20 protein-coding genes and 1 rRNA gene are annotated in these 20,199 nt (G+C 53.6%); 19 read left to right on the top strand and 2 right to left on the bottom strand.

Annotated elements, in window-relative coordinates; translation table 11 throughout:
* Positions 1 to 199, bottom strand: a 199-nt coding sequence (locus ACFSB2_RS21515) for a hypothetical protein (protein ID WP_377945163.1), incomplete at its 3' end; no start/stop codon positions are given.
* Here ACFSB2_RS21515 and fapR point away from each other — a divergent pair.
* The 17 genes from fapR (at position 163) to trmD (ending at position 16,390) form a co-directional block, all read left to right on the top strand.
* Entirely contained in the window at positions 163 to 750 is a 588-nt protein-coding gene (gene fapR, locus ACFSB2_RS21510) for a transcription factor FapR (RefSeq protein ID WP_377945448.1), read from the top strand. The genes ACFSB2_RS21515 and fapR overlap by 37 nt on opposite strands.
* Complete coding sequence (plsX, locus tag ACFSB2_RS21505; protein WP_377945447.1) at positions 750 to 1,745, top strand: phosphate acyltransferase PlsX; 996 nt, start codon at positions 750 to 752, stop codon at positions 1,743 to 1,745. Before fapR ends, plsX begins: the two co-directional genes overlap by 1 nt.
* A 26-nt stretch (positions 1,746 to 1,771) precedes the next feature.
* Positions 1,772 to 2,761 (top strand): beta-ketoacyl-ACP synthase III, encoded by a 990-nt coding sequence (locus tag ACFSB2_RS21500; RefSeq protein WP_377945162.1) that lies wholly within the window; start codon positions 1,772 to 1,774, stop codon positions 2,759 to 2,761.
* A gap of 149 nt (positions 2,762 to 2,910) precedes the next feature.
* Positions 2,911 to 3,852 carry an ACP S-malonyltransferase gene (fabD, locus tag ACFSB2_RS21495; RefSeq protein WP_377945161.1) on the top strand — a complete coding sequence of 314 codons (942 nt, stop codon included), beginning with the start codon at positions 2,911 to 2,913 and terminating at the stop codon, positions 3,850 to 3,852.
* A gap of 38 nt (positions 3,853 to 3,890) precedes the next feature.
* Positions 3,891 to 4,628, top strand: coding sequence for a 3-oxoacyl-[acyl-carrier-protein] reductase (fabG, locus tag ACFSB2_RS21490; RefSeq protein WP_377945160.1), 738 nt, complete (start codon positions 3,891 to 3,893; stop codon positions 4,626 to 4,628).
* Positions 4,629 to 4,652: 24 nt separating this feature from the next.
* The gene (gene acpP, locus ACFSB2_RS21485; RefSeq protein WP_377945159.1) at positions 4,653 to 4,892 is read left to right on the top strand and encodes an acyl carrier protein; all 240 of its coding nucleotides are present in this window, start codon (positions 4,653 to 4,655) and stop codon (positions 4,890 to 4,892) included.
* Between the two features lie 217 nt (positions 4,893 to 5,109).
* Positions 5,110 to 6,354: a beta-ketoacyl-ACP synthase II gene (gene fabF / locus ACFSB2_RS21480; RefSeq protein WP_377945158.1), complete on the top strand. Its 1,245-nt coding sequence runs from the start codon at positions 5,110 to 5,112 to the stop codon at positions 6,352 to 6,354.
* A gap of 316 nt (positions 6,355 to 6,670) precedes the next feature.
* Entirely contained in the window at positions 6,671 to 7,396 is a 726-nt protein-coding gene (rnc, locus tag ACFSB2_RS21475; RefSeq protein ID WP_377945157.1) for a ribonuclease III, read from the top strand.
* Positions 7,377 to 10,949 carry a chromosome segregation protein SMC gene (gene smc, locus ACFSB2_RS21470; protein ID WP_377945156.1) on the top strand — a complete coding sequence of 1,191 codons (3,573 nt, stop codon included), beginning with the start codon at positions 7,377 to 7,379 and terminating at the stop codon, positions 10,947 to 10,949. Before rnc ends, smc begins: the two co-directional genes overlap by 20 nt.
* 78 nt (positions 10,950 to 11,027) lie before the next feature.
* Positions 11,028 to 11,939 (top strand): signal recognition particle-docking protein FtsY, encoded by a 912-nt coding sequence (gene ftsY, locus ACFSB2_RS21465; RefSeq protein WP_377945155.1) that lies wholly within the window; start codon positions 11,028 to 11,030, stop codon positions 11,937 to 11,939.
* A gap of 51 nt (positions 11,940 to 11,990) precedes the next feature.
* Complete coding sequence (ylxM, locus tag ACFSB2_RS21460) at positions 11,991 to 12,398, top strand: YlxM family DNA-binding protein (protein WP_377945154.1); 408 nt, start codon at positions 11,991 to 11,993, stop codon at positions 12,396 to 12,398.
* A complete protein-coding gene (gene ffh, locus ACFSB2_RS21455; RefSeq protein WP_377945153.1) occupies positions 12,385 to 13,848 on the top strand; it encodes a signal recognition particle protein in 1,464 nt (487 codons plus the stop codon). The genes ylxM and ffh overlap by 14 nt, the downstream gene beginning before the upstream one ends.
* Positions 13,849 to 13,869: 21 nt before the next feature.
* Positions 13,870 to 14,142, top strand: coding sequence for a 30S ribosomal protein S16 (gene rpsP / locus ACFSB2_RS21450; protein ID WP_377945152.1), 273 nt, complete (start codon positions 13,870 to 13,872; stop codon positions 14,140 to 14,142).
* Between the two features lie 40 nt (positions 14,143 to 14,182).
* Entirely contained in the window at positions 14,183 to 14,413 is a 231-nt protein-coding gene (locus ACFSB2_RS21445) for a KH domain-containing protein (RefSeq protein ID WP_377945151.1), read from the top strand.
* 18 nt (positions 14,414 to 14,431) lie between these two features.
* Positions 14,432 to 14,854: a YlqD family protein gene (locus ACFSB2_RS21440; protein ID WP_377945150.1), complete on the top strand. Its 423-nt coding sequence runs from the start codon at positions 14,432 to 14,434 to the stop codon at positions 14,852 to 14,854.
* A 150-nt stretch (positions 14,855 to 15,004) separates the two neighbouring features.
* Positions 15,005 to 15,535 carry a ribosome maturation factor RimM gene (rimM, locus tag ACFSB2_RS21435; RefSeq protein ID WP_377945149.1) on the top strand — a complete coding sequence of 177 codons (531 nt, stop codon included), beginning with the start codon at positions 15,005 to 15,007 and terminating at the stop codon, positions 15,533 to 15,535.
* An 81-nt stretch (positions 15,536 to 15,616) separates the two neighbouring features.
* On the top strand, positions 15,617 to 16,390 hold the full coding sequence (gene trmD, locus ACFSB2_RS21430; RefSeq protein WP_377945148.1) for a tRNA (guanosine(37)-N1)-methyltransferase TrmD: 774 nt from the start codon (positions 15,617 to 15,619) through the stop codon (positions 16,388 to 16,390).
* Positions 16,391 to 16,637: 247 nt separating this feature from the next.
* On the opposite strand, the gene ACFSB2_RS21425 is transcribed toward trmD, so the two are convergent.
* A complete protein-coding gene (locus ACFSB2_RS21425) occupies positions 16,638 to 17,405 on the bottom strand; it encodes an SDR family NAD(P)-dependent oxidoreductase (protein WP_377945147.1) in 768 nt (255 codons plus the stop codon).
* 305 nt (positions 17,406 to 17,710) lie between these two features.
* On the opposite strand from ACFSB2_RS21425, the gene ACFSB2_RS21420 reads away from it, so the two are divergent.
* Positions 17,711 to 19,678, top strand: coding sequence for a YjhG/YagF family D-xylonate dehydratase (locus ACFSB2_RS21420; RefSeq protein ID WP_377945446.1), 1,968 nt, complete (start codon positions 17,711 to 17,713; stop codon positions 19,676 to 19,678).
* Between the two features lie 448 nt (positions 19,679 to 20,126).
* Positions 20,127 to 20,199, top strand: a 16S ribosomal RNA gene (locus ACFSB2_RS21415); the annotation flags it as partial.

The following is a 20,199-nucleotide window of genomic DNA, read 5'->3' as shown; positions in this document are numbered from 1 at the left end:
GCATACAAGTAAAAAAGACCGACCCGGCATCGGGTCGGTCTTTTTTGGGGTACTTTCCGGGTACTGCCCAAAACTTGGTTTGCAAAAACTTGTACAGACCCGTATCTTGATACAAGAAATATGATGTGGTGCTAAGTTCCGGCTTGAAAGAAGGTTTTAACTCTGAAAAAATCTGAGCGTCGTTATGCTCTTGTTGCATTTTTAGAGCAGGATCCATTTGCGACGGACGAACAGCTGGCCGACCGTTTTGGCGTGAGCATTGCAACCATTCGCCTGGATAGGAATGCGCTTCATATTCCGGAAGTGCGTGAGCGGATTCGTCGCGTGGCGTCTGACCGCCAGGACGACTTGCGTTCGCTCGACGAACAGGAGCTTGTCGGCCGACTCATCAAGCTGGAGTTAAATCGATATGCTGAATCAGAGCTCATCATACAACCCGTTCACGTTTTTCGCCGTACGAATATCGTTCGAGGTCACGTGCTGTTTGCGCAGATCAATTCATTGGCGATTGCGTTGATGGACGCAGATGTCGCTCTGACAGCAAAGACGGAAATGCGATTTTATCGTCCGGTTCACTTGGAGGAAGTTGTGCGGGCAAGAGTTGACGTGATTGGCGTGCACGGGGATGTCGTGCGTTGTCGCGCAAGTTGTCAAGTCAACTCCGAGGTTGCTGTACAAGGGATTGTCTGGGTACAAAAGGACCCTTCGAACCTGGGGGCAGAATTTATGGATGAGGGGGAAGCTCGGTGATCACGATAGTCGTGGATGCGATGGGAGGAGATTATGCGCCTGACGCGCCAGTTGAAGCCGTACGCCAAGCTGCAACCACTTTTTCGGACACTCGCTTTATTGTGATTGGAAATGAAGAGAAAATAAATGGGGTTGCAGGTGCTTCCTTTCCGGGCAATGTGACGATACACCACACGGATGTGGTGATTTCTGGCGATGACGAACCCGTTCGCGCGGTTCGCCGCAAACCAGATTCGTCTCTGGTCATGGCTGCGAAGATGGTCAGTGACAACAAAGCGGATGTCATGGTTTCAGCTGGGAACACAGGGGCGATTATGGCTGCAGGGGCACTGGTGATGGGGCGTTTGAAGAATGTGGAGCGACCCGCGTTGGCACCTGTTTTGCCGACGTTCAACGGCTCTGGCGTATTGCTTTTGGATGCTGGTGCAACAATGGACGCATCGGCGGAAAATTTACTCGATTATGCATACATGGCTGCAGAGTACACCAAATATGTATTGGATATCGAAAACCCGCGTATTGGTCTCTTGAATGTGGGCACCGAAGACACCAAGGGAAATGCAGTGGTTAAACAGGCGTTTCTGCTCTTGTCTGAATCGAGTTTGAACTTTGTCGGCAACGTGGAGGCGCGCGAAATGATGGCGGGCTGCGCCGATGTGGTCGTCTGTGACGGTTTTGTTGGCAACGTCGTATTGAAGTTGGCCGAAGGGCTGGGACTGGGATTGTTTGCTGGTCTCAAGGAAGTGATGACCGAGAGTGGATTGGTGACACGTATGGCCGCTGGCGTTCTTGCGCCGAAATTAAGAACACTGCGCAGTCGATATGACTGGGCGGAACATGGCGGCGCGCCATTTCTTGGCGTCGCAGGCGGATGTATCAAGGCGCATGGCAGCAGCAATCCGCGCGCTTGGTATATGGCGCTCACACAAGCGCATAAATTTGCCGCCAACGACGTGTTGGCGAAATTGACATCTGCAATGGTTGCTCGTAGCTAAGACATCAAAGTTGAAGGGGGAACTGCATGAGCGAGCGCACACGAGCAGGCATTCTAGGAACTGGATCTGGTCTACCCAAGCGTGTCTTATCAAATTTTGACTTGGAAAAGATGGTGGAGACCTCCGATGAGTGGATCGTCACGCGAACAGGCATTCGTGAACGGCGCATTGCAGAAGCGGGCGAGGCGACATCGGATTATGTGGCCATCGCTTGTGAACAAGCGATGACAGCGGCGAACGTCGCGGCAGGCGACATCGATATGCTCATCTGCGCGACTGTGACACCGGATCATGCGTTTCCATCCACGGCCAACGTCGTACAAGAACGCCTGGGACTGACAAAGGCGAGTTCATTTGATTTGAGTGCGGCTTGCAGTGGCTTTCTATATGGGCTTTCACTAGGGACTGCGATGATAGAGGCGGGACGGGCCAAATATGTCTTGGTCGCCGCTGGAGATTTGCTGTCGCGCATTGTGGACTACACAGACAGAAGCACATGTGTACTGTTTGGCGACGGCGCCGGTGCTGTTGTGCTTGGGCCAATCGAGAGCGACAGAGGCGTTTTATCGGTCGCGCTGCATTCGGATGGCCGCGGCAAGGATGTGTTGTATGTCGCTGCGGGCGGATCGCGAAAACCAGCCTCAGCAGAGACGGTGGCAAATGGTGAGCATTTCATTCGCATGAGTGGACGTGACACGTTTAAGTTTGCCGTACAAGCGATGGTCAGTGCTACGGAAGAGGTACTCGAATCCAGCGGTTTACAGCCGGAAGATGTGGCCCTGTACGTACCGCACCAAGCGAATTTACGGATAATTGATGCGGCGCGTAGACGGTTTCACATCCCGGACGAACGTGTTGCGCTAACCCTCGACAAATATGGGAACACGTCGGCTTCTTCCATCGTGATCGCGCTGGACGAATACGTCCGTGCTGGACGCGTTGGACCTGGGGATGTTGTGCTCCTAGTCGGTTTTGGCGCAGGTTTGACATGGGGTGCTGCGGCTGTTCGCCTGTAGATCGCCATGCGTGATGTATCCAGCACAGCAACACCATGGAAATGCCAGTCCATCGAGGCATCGCGGATGGCGTCGCGCCAAGATTGCTGGATAGTGGGGACAGACGTTTTTGTGAAACCATCTGATCCAAAGTGGGAGGGGGAAACGAAATGAACATCGGATTGGTTTTTCCCGGTCAAGGTGCACAATACGTTGGTATGGGAAAAACGTTGCTTGATCAATATGCAACAGCGCGAGACACATTTGCGGAAGCGGATGAAAGATTAGGCTTTCAGTTGACAAAACTCTGCCTAGAGGGGCCAGAAGCCGAACTGCGCTTGACTTACTATACGCAGCCTGCACTCTTGACGGCCAGCATCGCTTTTTACCGCGTGTTGGCAGAGCGAGTAGATGTACAGGCCATGGTCGCTGCTGGTCATAGTCTTGGTGAGTACAGTGCGCTTGTGGCAGCAGATGCGCTGTCATTTTCGGATGCGGTTCATCTCGTTTACCAGCGTGGTCGTTTGATGGACGCGGCTGTACCAGCCGGACAAGGCACCATGGCTGCCGTCCTTGGCATGGAAGAGGACGCGTTGGCAGAGATCTGCGCACAAGTGACACGCGAGGTTGGCGAAGTGGTCGAGATTGCGAATCTGAACTGCCCGGGCCAGATTGTCATATCCGGAACAGTTGCAGCTGTGGCGAAAGCCGGTGAAGCAGCCAAGGCAACTGGTGCGCGTCGCGCCATTCCACTGACGGTCAGTGGTCCTTTCCACTGCAGTTTGATGGAGCCTGCGGCATCTGAGTTTGGCAAGTTGCTCGATGCGACAAACATAGCAGACGCAGGGATTCCGGTCGTGGCGAATGTCGATGCAGCCCCGCACCAGAAGGCGGCAGAAATTCGCGACGTGCTCAAGCGTCAACTTTACTGTCCTGTGCGTTTTACAGATGATGTTCTGGCCATGCGCGCCATGGGCGCGGATATGTTGCTTGAACTTGGGCCTGGTGCGGTGTTGTCTGGTTTGATTCGGAAAATTGATAAAGGAATTTTGACTGCCAATGTGGAAGATGATGCTACGCTTGAGCAGGCGATCCAGCGATTGACCAACTAGCGCAGGTTGCGCTGAATTTACAGGATTGGGGAAGCAGCATGGACACTAGGGTATCCATTGTAACTGGCGCATCGCGCGGCATTGGACGAGCCATTGCAGTTTCGCTAGGTGCGAATGGCGGGCGCGTCGTCGTCAATTATCAAGGGCGCCAGGATGCTGCGCAGGAAACGGCGCGGCTGGTTGAGGAAGCAGGCGGGCAAGCCATTGTGGAGCAGGCGGATGTCAGTCAGGCAGAAGATGCGGCACGTCTTGTCGAGACAGCCTTAGGCGCGTTTGGAAAAATTGATGTTTTGGTGAATAACGCGGGGATTGCGCGTGACGGTCTGTTGTTACGCATGAAAGATGCAGATTGGAATGACGTGTTAAATACAAATCTGCGTGGTGCGTTTTATATGATTCGCCAGGCATCGCGGTCCATGATGAAACAACGCCATGGCCGCATTATCAACATTACGTCTGTTGTCGGACAAATTGGCAACCCAGGACAGGTCAATTATTCTTCTGCGAAAGCAGGTATGATTGGTTTGACCAAGTCTGTCGCCAAGGAGTTGGCGGCGCGCAATATCACTGTCAACGCCGTTGCGCCGGGGTACATTTCAACCGATATGACAGAGGCGCTGGGCGACGAGGCGACAACGCAGATGTTGTCTAGCATTCCGCTTGGACGGCCAGGAACGCCAACGGACGTGGCCGAGGTGGTTGCATTTCTAGCGTCGGATGCGGCACGTTATATGACAGGGCAAGTGTTGAATGTCGACGGCGGCATGGTCATGTAGTATACTTCAAAAGGAGGTGAGAGAATGGCAAACGAAGTCTTGGATCGTGTGAAAAAAATTATTGTCGACAGGCTCAGCGTCGATGAAGATAAGATTAAAATGGATGCCACTTTCAAGGATGACCTTGGAGCGGATTCTTTGGATATCGTCGAGCTGATTATGGAATTGGAAGATGAATTTGATTTGGAGATTTCTGATGAAGATGCTGAGAAAATCAGCACCGTGGGTGATGTGGTTACATACATCAGCGAGCATCAGGGATAATTCTGTCAATTGATTCGGAACAGTCCCTGGCGCAAGCCGGGGCTTTCTGTTATCTAAAGGTCGTTGTACATGGCATGGGCCATGGGAACATTGGATTAGGACAGGCCGTCATGCGCTTCGCATTGGCGGCGTTGTGAAAATATCAGTCAATCGAGGTATTCGGACGGTGCGGCACTAAGGTGTCGACATTATTTTTTTTGGAGTAGGAGGTGACAATGTGACACACCGAGTGGTTGTGACTGGTTTAGGTGTCGTGACGCCAGTGGGCAATGATGTGCCAACCTTTTGGGAGAGCATTACCACGGGAAAGTCAGGCGTACGTGAAATCGATAGGTTTGATACATCTGATTATCCAACGAAGATTGCTGCGCTGGTGACAGATTTTGAACCGGAGCGCTTTATGGACAAGAAAGATTTGCGGCGTTTCGATTTGTTCACGCAGTATGCGCTCGCGGCTGCACACGAGGCGATTGCGCACGCAAAGCTTCAAATCGATGATGGCAACCGGGATCGGATAGGGGTTTATATCGGTTCAGGCATCGGTGGCATTGGGACAACCCTGAGCAACTACCGACTGTTGATGGAACGTGGACCAAAGCGTGTCAGTCCTTTTCTCGTGCCGATGATGATCAGTGACATGGCGACAGGGCAGGTGTCCATCACCTTCGGCTTGCGCGGGCCGAACAGTGCGCCTGTTTCAGCTTGCGCGACGGGGTCGCACGCCATTGGCGACGCGTTTAAAATCATTCAGCGCGGTGATGCAGACGCCATGATTGCTGGCGGGGCCGAAGCTGCTGTCGTCGACCTCGCAGTAGCTGGGTTCAGCAACATGAAGGCACTCTCAATGCGCAATGATGATCCGACACATGCAAGCCGTCCGTTTGAGAAAGATCGCGACGGATTCGTCATGGGTGAGGGCGCGGGCCTTTTGCTGCTTGAGTCGCTGGAATTCGCCAAAGCGCGCGGTGCGAACATTTTGGCGGAAGTGATTGGCTATGGGATGTCCGGCGACGCCCATCACGTCACTGCACCGGCGCCGGATGGAGATGGCGCAGTTCGCGTCATGCGGGCGGCCTTGCAGGATGCCGGTCTTGATGGAACCGAAGTCGATTATATCAATGCGCATGGTACGTCGACAGAGTTTAACGACCGCATTGAGACACTGGCGGTCAAACGCGTGTTTGGCGATCACGCTTATCGCCTGTGCATGAGCTCCATCAAGTCCATGACAGGTCACCTGTTGGGTGCCGCTGGCGGCGTTGAAGGCGCAGCGACGGTGAAGACGTTGGTGGAAGGCATCATACCGCCAACGACTAACTACGAAACACCGGATCCAGAATGTGATTTGGACTATGTTCCGAATACAGCGCGCAAGCGCGACGTCAAAGTGGCGATGTCCAACTCGTTCGGCTTTGGCGGGCACAATGCGTCTGTGGTATTTCGCAAGTTCGAAGAGGCGTAATGCTGTTCGTGTGGGCAATTCCTTTTAAGTAGGACGCCGTTTCGACGCTTTTTTAAAATTCCTTTTTAAAATTGATGTGCTCTGTGTAATATGAACATGAGAAGAGCCCTTGGCCTCGTCCAGGGCTTTTCTGCCATTCAGGGTTTTGAGGGACTGTCGGTTTCGAAAGCAAGATGCATGTTCGAAATTCATACGCATGTAATGGTCAAGTATGGTGTGATGTAAATTTGCATCGGTGGTTGCTTTTAAACAGGTCATGGCATGCATCTTTGGTTAGCGACCGCCCCTCAAAATCCCCGACAGGGAGAGACGGTAAGTGCAGACGAAGTGGGATGAACTACAGGTCGGTTTGGACGTCTTTTTTCAAGATGTCAATTTGCTGAAACAAGCTTTCACACATGCGTCGTACCGGAATGAACATCGCAAGGCGCAAATACAGGATAACGAACGATTTGAGTTCCTCGGGGATGCAGTCTTGGAGTTGTTGATCAGCGATTATTTATTCCACACATATCCGCACATGCCTGAAGGTGAGTTGACACGGATGCGCGCGGCGATTGTATGTGAGGCATCGCTGGTGATGTTTGCGCGGCGGTTGTCCTTTGACAAGTACATCCGGCTGGGGCGTGGGGAAGAGCGTTCCGGCGGGCGACAGCGACCAGCTTTGCTGGCGGACGTCTTTGAGGCATTCTTGGGGGCGCTTTATATAGATCAAGGGGTGGAACGTGTGCGCACGTTCGTCTATGCGCACCTGATACCGCATCTGAGTGATGCCAAAGTAGGTGTTGACTACAAGACGGCATTGCAAGAATGGGTGCAGCAGCGCATGGGGGTTCCCTTGCGTTATGTGATTGTGGAAGAGCGGGGGCCGGCGCATGCACGCGAATTTGTCGTGCATGTACAGGTAGGCGGCGAAGTGATGGGGATTGGCGCAGGGAAGTCCAAAAAAGAGGCTGAGCAGCAGGCGGCGGCCGCCGCTTTGAACGTGTTGACAGAGACTGCTGGCGAGGAGCAAAAAGCGGGTGTATCTCAAACAGATTGATGTCGTTGGATTTAAATCGTTCGCCGATAAAACCAAAATCGTGCTTGTGCCAGGTGTGACAGGGGTCGTTGGCCCCAATGGCAGCGGCAAAAGCAATATTGCCGATGCAATCCGCTGGGTTTTGGGTGAGCAAAGTGTGCGTAACTTGCGGGGCAGCAAAATGGAAGATGTCATTTTTGCTGGCAGTGATTTGCGACGTCCGACCAATTTGTGCGAAGTCTCTTTGACGCTGGACAACGAAGACCGGCACTTGCCGGTTGTATTCGATGAAGTCACCGTGACGCGGCGCGTTTTTCGATCCGGCGAAAGCGAATATTTCATCAATCGTCAGCCTTGTCGCTTGAAAGACATCCACGAACTGTTTATGGACACGGGGCTGGGGCGCGAAGCGTATTCCATCATTGGTCAAGGTAAAATCGAAGAGATGCTCTCCACGCGGCCAGAGGACAGGCGAGGGCCGTTTGAGGACGCCGCCGGCATTGTGAAATTTAAGCATCGGCGCCGGGAAGCAAAGCGCAATCTCGATGAGACAGAGGCGAACTTGGTTCGGGTCGAGGATATTCTCGCAGAACTCGAAGAACAAGTTGGTCCGCTTCGCGTTGAAAAAGAACGGGCTTTGCAGTATCGGGAGATTTCGGACGCGCTCGAAGAGGCGGATATCACACTGTTGGTTGTCGAGATCGACAAGTTGAATGACCGCTGGAAGCAGTCGATGACTGCTGTGGAACAAAGGGAGGCCGCGCGCGTAGCGGTTGAATCACAAATGGTCGAAGCGGAAGGCACCTGGCAGTCTGCGCGTCAAACGCTTGAGACCATCACACAGCAGGTAGAACAACTGCAGCAGCATTATGTGGAACTGGTCGAAGAGCGGCAGCGGCAACAGGGGGATTTGGCGCTCATCGAACAGCAACTCACCCACATGGAACAAACTCGTCAGACGCGAATTGCTCAAGAGGCTGAAAGCAAGCGGGAGTTGGAGCAAATTGCCGAGGTGTCCGCTGAGATGGAGGCGGCTTTGCAAGAGGCAGAGGCGAAGTTGCACTTGAAGTCAGGGGAACTTGAGGTGGCCGCTGACGGGACATTGGAAGCGGACAGGGCGCGTTTGGCCAGTGAGTTGGAGCAGTTAAATACTGAATACATCGAGGCCAATCACAATGCGGCGACGCTGCGAAATGAGCTGAAAATGCTCTCGGAGCAGTTGGATTCGGATGCGGGCAAACGGACGAAGTATGAACAGGACGAGGCCAAGTGGCGGACGCAAATTGCCGAGGCGCAAGCGCTGTGTGAGGAATTGGAGCGCAAAATTGCGGATCAGCAAACGGCTTTGGCGGCGTGCGCTGACACCATTCGCAGCTGTGACGAAGATTACGAACAGGCGATGACCAATGAAGCGCAGACTGTGACCGAATTGCACCAACTGAACGCCGATATCCAGTCACTCACGACGAGATTGGATTTGCTGCGCGATTTGGAAGAGGGATATGACGGTTATGCACTGGGCGTGCGCACGGTCATGCAACAAGCCGGACGGGGACGGTTGCAAGGGATTCAGGGGACCATTGCGTCCTTGATTCAGGTGCAAAAGCAAGTGGAAACGGCGGTGGAGACTGCGCTGGGCGGCGCGCTGCAAAATATCGTCGTCGATACCGAGGCAGATGCCAGAGCGGCCATCCAGTTATTAAAGCAGCGACAGGCTGGACGGGCGACGTTCATGCCGATAGATGTGGTGAAATCCAGGCGGCTGCGCGATGCAGACATCGCCAAGGTGGCATCGCACGAAGGATTTGTCGGTGTGGCCAGCGACTTGGTCGCCACAAAGCCCCAATTTGCCGATGTCGTGGAACATTTGCTTGGCAATGTCGTCATCGCAGACACTTTGGAGCATGCCAACGCCATCGCGCGTCTGTTGCAGTACAGGGTGCGCATTGTCACATACCAGGGAGACGTGGTGGCGCCGGGCGGCATCATGAGCGGCGGCCATCATCAACGCAAAGGGCCAGGGCTGCTTGGCAGGTCGCGCGAGCGTGCGGATGTCGAGGCGCGCTTGCGCGCGCAAAAAGAGCGGCAGGAAGCGCTGCAAAAGGAGCAGGCAGCGTGGCGGGCGAAAGTTTCGGAAGCGCAACAACGGCGCAAGCAGGCACAAGACCAGTTGGCGGCGATGATGGAGGAAAAACAGGGATTCGAGACCAGTCTGCGCGATGCGCGGTTTGCCCAATCGTCTGCCGAAGAGCGCTTGGCAGGCTTGGCTTGGGAATTTGACCAGTTGAAAACCGGCAAAGACGCATTTTTACAGCGGCAGACCGAAGCGCAAGCGAAATTGGCTGTGATTGAACAGGAACTGACCGACACATCGGAGCGAATTGTCACAAAGCGGCAGGCTTTGACCGATTTTGAGCGCAAGCAACAGGCGATGCAGGATAAATTGACAGGGCTGCGGATTGAAGTGGCCACACTCAAGCAGGAGCGGGATACGACACGCGCGCGTCTGCAGGAGTTTGTCGGCAGACGCGCCCGCTTGACGCAACAATTGAACACATGGGCGGATGAAATGGCGTCGCACAGCGAGCAAACTGCCCAGTTGCAAGCCAAGGCAGCGGCCGCATCGCAAAAGGTGACCGAGTTGGTCGATACCGTGGCAACCCGTTTGACTGATTTGGATCACGCTCGTCAAGCACGCCTTGAGCAGGAAGCAGAGATGCGGCGTCTGGAGGGGATTGTGAACACGCATCGTCATGCGGTGCGCGAAGCGGAGGAACTGCTGCATCGCGCACAAGTGGCTTCGGAGCGCGCCGACGCCGATTTGGCGCATGCATTGCAGAAGATGGGCGATGCGCATGGCATGACGTACGAATGGGCGAAATCGCGCTATCCGCTGACGACCAGCCTCGACACGTTGGAACGCGAAGTGAAAAAAATGCGTCAGTCGCTGGCTGCCTTGGGCGAGGTCAATTTGGGCGCAATCGACGAGTTTGCTCGGTTGTCTGAGCGGGTGGAATTTCTGACACAACAACACGATGATCTGGTGAGCGCCAAAGAGAAGCTGAATGAACTCATCGCGCAAATCGACGAAGAGATGTCCAAGCGGTTTATGGAGGCGTTCACGCAGATTCAGAGAGAGTTTTCCCGGGCTTTTCAACTGCTCTTTAACGGCGGTGAGGCCAATTTGCAGTTGACTGCGCCGGATGATCCGTTGACGACAGGCATTGAAGTGATTGCCAAACCGCCTGGCAAGCGACTGCAAAACTTAAATCTCCTGTCGGGTGGCGAACGCGCGCTGACGGCGATGGCGCTGTTGTTTGCGATATTGCGCGTGCGCCCCGTGCCGTTTTGCGTGTTGGACGAAGTGGAGGCGGCATTGGACGAGGCCAACGTTGCGCGCTTTGCGCAACAATTGCGCACGTTTGCCGATGAGACGCAGTTTATCGTCATTACGCACCGACGCGGGACGATGGAAGAGGCGGACGCGTTATACGGTGTAACGATGCAGGAATTTGGCGTTTCATCGCTGGTCAGTGTACGCTTGACAGATGATTTGGATTTTGAGACCGCTTGATGCTTCAGGACATCACCCTGTTGCATCGCGCGCGTTTTTGTACGTCATAGAAATCATTGCGCAGGGGGGGCTTATCACATGGGCCTGTTTGATCGCTTTAAGAAAGGACTGCAGAAATCTCGTTCTTCACTCGTCGAGCGTTTGGGCGGCATTTTTAAATCTCGCAAACTGGACGAGTCGGTGTACGAAGAGATGGAGGAGGCGTTTATTGCCGCAGACATGGGGGTGGAAACGGCGCTGGCGCTGGTCGATGAAGTGCGCGCGCTGGCGAAGCGCAACCGGATCGAAAATGCCGAGGATTTGCCGCCGTTGATGGTGGAGGCCATGCGCCACATCCTCGAGGAGACGCCAAGTGAGATGAACTGGGCGAAAGAGGGGCCGACGCTGGTTTTGGTCGTCGGTGTCAACGGTGCAGGCAAGACGACAAGCATCGGTAAGTTGGCGCACCATTATTTAGAGGACGGCAAACGCGTGCTGTTGGCGGCGGCTGATACGTTTCGCGCGGCGGCCATTGAGCAGTTGCTGGCCTGGGGGGAACGCGCTGGCTGTGATGTGGTTCGGCACAGCCAGGGGGCGGATCCGGCCGCTGTCATCTTCGACGCCATTCAAGCGGGGAAGGCGCGCAATGTCGATATCATCTTGTGTGATACGGCGGGGCGTTTGCAGAACAAATCACATCTGATGGCCGAACTGGCGAAAATACATAAAGTGGCCATGCGGGAATTGCCGGGCGCGCCACATGAGGTGTTGCTCGTGCTGGATGGCACAACAGGGCAAAACGGTTTGAGTCAGGCGAAAGTGTTTAAGGAAGTCGTGGATGTCACGGGCATCATTGTGACCAAGCTCGACGGCACGGCCAAGGGGGGCATTGTCTTGCCCATCGTGCATGAGCAGGGCATTCCGGTGAAATGGATTGGCCTTGGCGAGCAAATGGATGATTTGCAGCCATTTGACGCCCAAGCGTTCGCCGAGGCGGTTTGTCGCCCTTAAATTGAATGGGCGCAGGACGCATGGCAGATGACTGTTTAAGGTGTAAAGGAGATGTACTTGACAGTGTCCGGAACACCAGATAATATGGGAGAGGTCACACGGATTGGTGACTTGTACGATTTCTATGGTGCATTTTTGACGAACCGACAACGTGAGATCATGGAAATGTATCACGTGGAAGATTGGTCGCTTGGTGAAATTGCGCAGTCGTTGCAAATCAGCCGTCAAGCGGTACACGACCAACTTCGTCGCGCGGCGGATCAACTTGAGCAATACGAAGCGGTATTGCAACTGGCGAGCATGGCACAGCGACAGCGCGATGCTTGGCAGAAGGTGATGCTTGTGTGGGCGAAGACGGAAGCGTTGTTGGCTGATGACGCAAAGACAAGAATGGAACAAGCACTCCGGGATTTTGCCGAAACGCTTGCGGGCTTGACAGGAGGTGATGCAGGTGCTTGAAGGACTGTCGAGTAGTTTGCAAAAGGCGCTGGGCAAGTTGCGCAGCAAGGGCAAATTGACGGAAAACGATGTGCAAGAGGCGATGCGGGAAGTTCGTCTGGCGCTCTTGGCGGCTGATGTGAACGTCAAGGTCGTCCGCGATTTTGTCGCGCGCGTGCGTGAGCGCGCAGTTGGTCAGGACGTGCAAAAAAGTCTCACACCTGGTCAACAAGTGGTCAAAATCGTCTACGAGGAACTCACCGAATTGATGGGTGGCACGCAGTCGAGGATTCAGATGGCTGCCAAACCGCCAACGGTCATCATGTTGGTCGGGTTGCAGGGCGCTGGTAAAACGACAGCCATTGCCAAGCTCGCGCTGTCTTTCCGTCAGCATCAGCATCGTCCATTACTGGTTGCGGCAGACGTTTATCGCCCGGCTGCAATAGATCAATTACACGTACTTGGACGTCAAGTCGAAGTCCCGGTTTTTGATATGGGCACGAGCCACAATCCCGTAGACATCGTTCGCAACGGGATGCAAGAGGCGGAGCGCCAGGGCGCGGATATCGTGCTTGTGGATACCGCTGGACGCTTACATATCGACGAGGGATTGATGACTGAACTCGAAGATATGAAAGCAGCCATTCAGCCCATGGAAGTGCTGCTGGTCGTCGATGCGATGACGGGTCAGGATGCGGTTCATGTCGCAGAGACATTTCACGAGCGATTGGGTGTCACAGGCATCATTTTGTCCAAGCTGGACGGCGATGCGCGCGGCGGCGCGGCACTGACCGTGCGCCAAGTCACAGGCTGCCCAATCAAGTATGTGGGACTGGGAGAAAAGGTTGACGGTCCACTTGAACCGTTCCACCCGGACCGACTCGCATCGCGGATTCTCGGCATGGGGGATGTTTTAAGCCTCATTGAGCGCGCGCAGGAAAAGTTCGATATGGACAAAGCGCAGGAAATGGAAGAGCGCATGCGCTCAGCCAATTTCTCGCTCAATGACTTCCAAGAGATGTTCCGCCAGGTGCGCAACCTGGGTCCTTTGGATCAAGTGCTCAAGATGATTCCAGGCATGAACAAAATGAAGGGCATTGAGAACGTAGATCTCAACGACAAGCGTTTTGTTCGCATGGATGCCATTATTTCGTCAATGACGGAAGCCGAGCGGCTCGACCCGAAATTGATGAATGCCAGCCGTCGGCGCCGCATTGCCAATGGCAGTGGTACGACGGTGCGCGACGTCAATCAATTGTTGAAGCAGTTTGAGCAGACGCAAGAGATGATGAAGCGGGTATCTGGCATGGGCAAAAAGTTCGGCCGCAAGGGCGCGATGAACGCCCTCAAGTCGATGGGCGGCATCAAAGACGCCGCTGGATTGGCAAATATGGAAGAGGCATTTCAAAACAAGGTGTCGTCGCAGGAGCCACGAAAGCGACAGCACCGCGCGAAAAAGAAGCGCAGATAAAATTATTTGGAGGTGGTCTTCGTGGCAGTAAAAATTCGTTTAAAGCGTATGGGTGCAAAAAAACGTCCGTTCTACCGTGTTGTGGTTGCAGAGTCAAGCTCGCCGCGCGATGGTCGATTTGTTGAAGAGATCGGCACGTACAATCCGTTGACGGATCCAGAGAAAGTCAACATCAACGAAGATCGTGCGCTTTACTGGTTGGGCACAGGCGCGCAACCCTCTGACAAAGTTCGCTATTTGTTCTCCGCAGAAGGAATTATGAAGAAGTTTCACGAACAAAAATTACAGAAGTGAACTGTGGGCGGCCGTGTGCCGCCCTTCGGAGTGATCTGATGTGAAAGAATTGGTCGAGTACTTGGTGTGCGCTTTGGTTGAACATCCGGATGCAGTCCAAGTGAGTTTGACAAATGACGAAAACGCAGTGACATGTCACGTCGTCGTGCATGCCGAAGACGTTGGACGCATCATTGGACGGCAGGGGCGGATTGCCAAAGCCATTCGGAACGTTGTAAGCGCTGCGGCCTATCGCCAAGGCAAAAGAGTGTTTGTCGACATTCAGTCGTGATGAGAAAGGACGATTTTGTTGGATATTCGTCAGCCAGTCGCGGTCAAACTGATTTTGACCGAAGGTACGAAGCAGCAAATTCTGCAAGAACAAAGACGTCAAATCGAGCAAGTGATGAACGAGCTAGAACAGTTGGAATCACAAGGTCGTGAAGCTTTACAGCAGGCGATGGCCCAAGGCGGGGATTTTGCCCAACAGGTTCGCCAACAGCTGGAGAATGAGAAGAACACGCGCGAACAGCGGCGTGAAGAACTGTTTCAACAGATGCAGCAGATTCAGCAGATGGAACTGGGCGCCGAAATTCAAAATATGACGGTTGAAACAGTTGTCAGCGTGAAACCAGGCGACGATTGGTCTAAAGTCCTGCTGGGCGCTGAAATCATTGTTCGCGATGGCGTGATTCAAGAGATTCGTCAAAACGGGCAAGTTGTTGAGCAGTAACGGGTTATACAGCAGTTTGTAGGAACCTGCAATTCGTCAGTGTTTTGCAAAATTCCTGTTGTTTGTGGTCAAACTGCGCCATTCATTTTGCAAAACGCTCATTTGAAAAGGTTCAGCACTCCGTGTTGAGCCTTTTTACGTGGAGGGAAGATGTTGAGCGATTACTTTACTGTAGGTGTGATGACAAAGCCACATGGATTGCGTGGCGAGATGAAAGTTTTTCCGCGGACCGACTTTGCGTCCAAGCGATTTTCCGCGGGTGCCAAGTTGCATATTCGCCCGGTTGGTGGAACACCGATTGCCCAAGTGGAAGTGCAATCTGGCCGCAGGCAAAATCAGATGTGGATTGTCAGCTTTAAAGGGCTGCAGTCCATTCATGATGTGGAACGGTGGAGAGGGATGGAACTCTGTGTGCCAGAAACCGAATTGGAGCCATTGCCGGAGGGGAGCTACTACATTCATCAACTGGTTGGTTTGGAGGTTCACACAGATGATGGAAAGTTGCTTGGCAAACTGACAGATGTGTTGACGCCGGGTGCCAATGACGTATACGTGGTCCGCTCCAAGCAGTATGGTGAAGTGTTGCTGCCGGCGATTCCGGAATGCGTGTTGGCGGTCGATTTGGCCAGTGCGCGCATGACGGTTCATCTGATGCCGGGGCTCTTGGGCGAAGAAGAATAAAGAAGCGCTTGTTTTTCCGGCGATGAGTAGATGTAGTACAAACCCACGGCGATGTTCAGGATGAGGTGTTTTGTCAGGGCAATGTCACTTGAAATATTTGTTTTGAGCCTGTTTCCGCAAATGTTTGCCGGCGTGCTGGGTGAGAGCATGATGAAGCGCGCCTTGCAAAGCGGGGCGGCGAGCGTGAATTGCATCGATTTTCGCGCGTACGCAACAGATCGGCACCACACGGTGGATGACACACCGTTCGGCGGAGGTGCAGGCATGTTGCTCAAGCCAGAGCCGCTGTTTGCAGCGATGGAAGACATTGAGCAGCAACACGGACATGTCGATCCGCCCGCAGGACGCGTCATTCTCCTTTCCCCGCAGGGACGAAGGTTTACGCAGGATGTAGCAAAGGAATATGCGCAAGCAAGCCGATTGGTTTTTTTGTGTGGACATTATGAAGGATTTGATGATCGCGTTCGGCAGCATTTGGTGACCGAGGAGCTGTCGCTTGGCGACTTCGTCATGACGGGCGGCGAGATCGCCGCGATGGCTGTGCTGGATGCTGTGATTCGTCTGTTGCCTGGTGTACTGGGCAATGCCGATTCCCTGACAGATGAATCGCACACAGGGGGAATGCTGGAGTATCCGCAATATACCCGCCCAGCCTCCTTTCGCGGCATTGACGTACCTCCGACATTGTTGTCGGGGAATCACCAACTGATCGCGACATGGCGCGCCAAACACGCGTTGTATCGCACGTGGAAGGAGCGGCCTGACTTATTGCGAGATCTGCCTCTGACGGCAGTGCAAAAAGGGTGGTTGTCCCAGTTTGAAAACGGCGATTTCAGCGAGATCGATGTGCGGTAAAATCGAGTTTGGTTGTCTGGCAAATCGTCAGGTTATGGTACCCCCTATGCGATGAGTGGCCCTGGGAGCGTGTATGCGCTTGTCAATGGGACTATAGCAGGCGCATATTTATTGGCTGTATCCCGGGGAAGGAGCGCCTGCTATAGCCATTTTATCGTATGGCCACGACGAGCAAATCGTTCACACAGGTTTATTGTGGAGCGGCGGCTTGGCCACTTTGGGTGTTTTTTGGTTTCACCCACAAACTTCAGTAACGGAAACTGAGTCCGCCGTCCACGGTTAGAAACTGCCCGGTAATTTGATTCGCGTCATCAGACGCCAGAAACAAAACTGCAGCTGCAATGTCGTCTGGTGTCTGAACGCGACCCATCGGCAGCCTGTGTCCCTCTGTTTCCACCCAATTGTCGGGCATCCCTTGTTGCTGCTGGACGGCCATTTCCCCTTCGGTCGCAACCCAGCCTGGGTGGACGCAGTTCACACGTATTTTATGTTTGGCAAATGTCCGAGCAAGGTTGCGGGTGAGCGTGGCCACGCCGCCTTTTGAGGTCGAGTAGGCAAACAACTCTGGAGTGCCGCCAAACGTATTGAGCGAGCCGATGTTGATGATGGCACCGGAGCCTCTTCGAATCAGGGCTGGAACCGCAACCTGGCAAGTGTGGAACACGCCTTTTAAGTTGACGTCCATGATCTGATCCCACAAGGCATCCGTGGTATCCGCCAATGTGGCTCGCGGGAAGATGCCTGCGCAGTTCACCAGAATATCAAGCCCGCCAAAGCGCTCCTCTGCCAGAGAAACCGCTCTTTCCAGATCAGCGGTTTGACGCACGTCAACTTGTGCGAATTCGACCTTTTTCCCTGCTTGCTGCCATTCGCTTGCAAGCTGTTCTCCTTTTGGCGATACATCGCAGATGACGACCGCCGCCCCGTTCTCTGTGAAACGATCTGCAATGGCCTTGCCGATTCCACTTGATCCGCCTGTGATCAGTGCAACTTTTCCAGATAGAGGATAGTTCATATCAAATCACCCGTTTCTGATTGATTAAGCTGATATGTTGACGATTGCAGCGCTTCATGGCACTGGTCGTCATATTGAAATGGAGCAAAGTTCGGTCAATCAAGCAGCGCAGTATGACAGCGATGCCTGAATTTTAAGTTCTGGCATATTCATGCTACTCTGAAAGTGTAATATGAACAATATACATGTCATACTCGATCCGATTTAATTTTGCAAAACATTCGCGCATTGAGTGGTTTACAGGTTTGACGTCAACTAGTGGTATAGCGGCAAGGGAGATGAATTGTACCGTGAAGGAACATCCGATCTTAACTTCACTTTTTCATTCCGAACATGACGACTTATATGAGATTCCAACGCACGCGCCTGGACCGAGTGGTTCACTTCCCCTCTCGCCAGAGATGCTAAAGACTTGGGCGAGTGGTGACTTGTTTGGTCTATCACAAAATGTCGGTATGGGATGGGAACCAGGCAAGGTTCTGGGTAAACATATTTTGATGATGAGCACACAAGGTGGCATTCGCAAGCCGGATGGCACGCCTGCGGCATTGGGTTATCACACAGGGCATTGGGAAATTGGCCTGCTTTTGCAAAGCGCTGCCGAAGAGTTTAGGCGTCTTGGCGCGGTGCCCTATGCGGCTTACGTCAGCGATCCTTGCGACGGGCGCTCTCAAGGCACAACAGGCATGTTTGATTCTTTGCCATACCGCAATGACGCCGCGCTGGTCATGCGACGCTTGATTCGATCCCTGCCGACGCGCAAGGCCGTCATGGGGGTGGCCACTTGTGACAAAGGTCTGCCTGCCACCATGATTGCGCTTGCTTCGATTGGCAAATTGCCTGGCATTATTGTGCCTGGCGGGGTGACTTTGGCCCCGGAAAATGGCGAGGACGCAGGGAAGGTTCAAACCATCGGAGCGCGTTATACCCATCATGAAATCACGTTGGAACATGCTGCTGAAGTCGCCTGCCGCGCCTGTGCGACGCCAGGCGGCGGCTGTCAATTTCTCGGCACTGCGGCTACGGCGCAGGTGGTTGCGGAAGCGCTCGGCATCTCCATTCCGCATTCAGCGCTCGCACCCTCTGGCGAACCGATTTGGCAAGAGATGGCGGTCCAATCGGCCCGTGCGCTGCTTCAATGTGTGCAAAACGGACTCGGCATGTCAGATGTACTGACAGACGCATCCGTCAAAAACGCGATGGTCTTGCATGCGGCGTTTGGCGGATCGACCAATTTGCTTCTACACATTCCGGCCATTGCCCATGCCGCTGGTCTGCAAATTCCGACCGTGGAGGATTGGCAAGCTGTAAATCGCGCAGTGCCGAGGTTGGTCAGCGTGTTGCCAAATGGTCCGGTGGATCATCCCACCATTCGCGTGTTTTTGGCTGGCGGTGTACCGGAAGTCATGCTTCATTTAAGGTCACTTGGCTTGCTTGACACCAGCGTGAAAACGGTATCAGGCTGTACCTTGGCTGATGTACTGGATTGGTGGGAAACATCGGAGCGGCGCGACAAGGTGCGAAAACGGCTTGAAGAGGTGGATGGGGTCCAGCCGCAGGATGTGATTATGGATCCCGCGACGGCCAGAGCACGGGGGTTGACATCAACGGTCACATTTCCAGTCGGCAATATTGCGCCGGAAGGGTCGGTGATCAAATCCACGGCCATCGATCCCAGCATCGTGGATGAAGATGGGGTTTATCGCCATACAGGCAAAGCGAAAGTGTTTACAAGTGAACGGGATGCGATTGCCGCCATCAAGGAAGGGCGGATCGAACCATATGACGTAATGGTTCTGATTGGGCGGGGGCCGTCAGGAACGGGGATGGAAGAAACATATCAGCTGACGTCCGCCTTAAAACATCTGCCGTTTGGCAAACATGTTGCCTTGGTGACCGATGCCCGTTTTTCGGGCGTGTCAACCGGGGTGTGCATTGGCCACGTCGGGCCGGAAGCGCTTGCCGGCGGTCCAATCGGCAAGCTGCAGGACGGGGATATGGTGGAGATTGTCGTTGATCGAAACCATTTGCATGGTCGGGTGAATTTTGTCGGCTGCGACGACGTTTTGTTCGATCCGGCGGAAGGAGAAAAGATCCTCAGCATGCGCAACCCGCATCCGCATTTGGCGCCAGATGACGATTTGCCGGATGACACTCGGCTGTGGGCTGCGCTGCAATCTGTGAGCGGCGGTGCATGGAAAGGAGCAGTATATGATGTGGATCGGATCATCGAAGTGTTGGAGGCTGGGAAAAAGGCATTGGGGATGGAGTAAAGGCATACATCAATGATTTAGTTGGGGCGCTAGCTTCTTTGCTCAATCTAAATTGGCACCTTGGTTCTACGCCATCCGCGATGTTCTGATTGACTTGTATTTTTACAATGACGCAGTCGATATCAGATGCATCGCGGATGGTGGCCAAAGTGTTCATAAAAAACGTTGAAAATCATGTTTGACATCTAGGCACAGGGGTGATATATTACTCGATGTCGCTTCGAGCGCTTCTCTTTCGATTCCGACCGATATATCCCGTCACATCAACGTTTTCTTCACTTGGTTTCCAGGTTTCGAAAACCTAAATGGTTGACAACGAACTTCGCTTCGTGATATATTGCTTGAGCTGCTTCGACAGAAGCTGCATTGAATTGGTACCTTGAAAACTAAACACACAGCCACGCCTTGAGCGATTGAAACGTGGGCAACCACGAAAAGCAAGACAACATTTGTTGAGAGTTTGATCCTGGCTCAGGACGAACGCTGGCGGCGTGCCTAATACATGCAAGTCGAGCGGACTT

Origin of the sequence: Alicyclobacillus fodiniaquatilis (assembly GCF_042678105.1) — a bacterium.
GTDB classification, from domain to species: domain Bacteria; phylum Bacillota; class Bacilli; order Alicyclobacillales; family Alicyclobacillaceae; genus Alicyclobacillus; species Alicyclobacillus fodiniaquatilis.
This window is presented reverse-complemented; position numbering and strand designations above follow the sequence as displayed.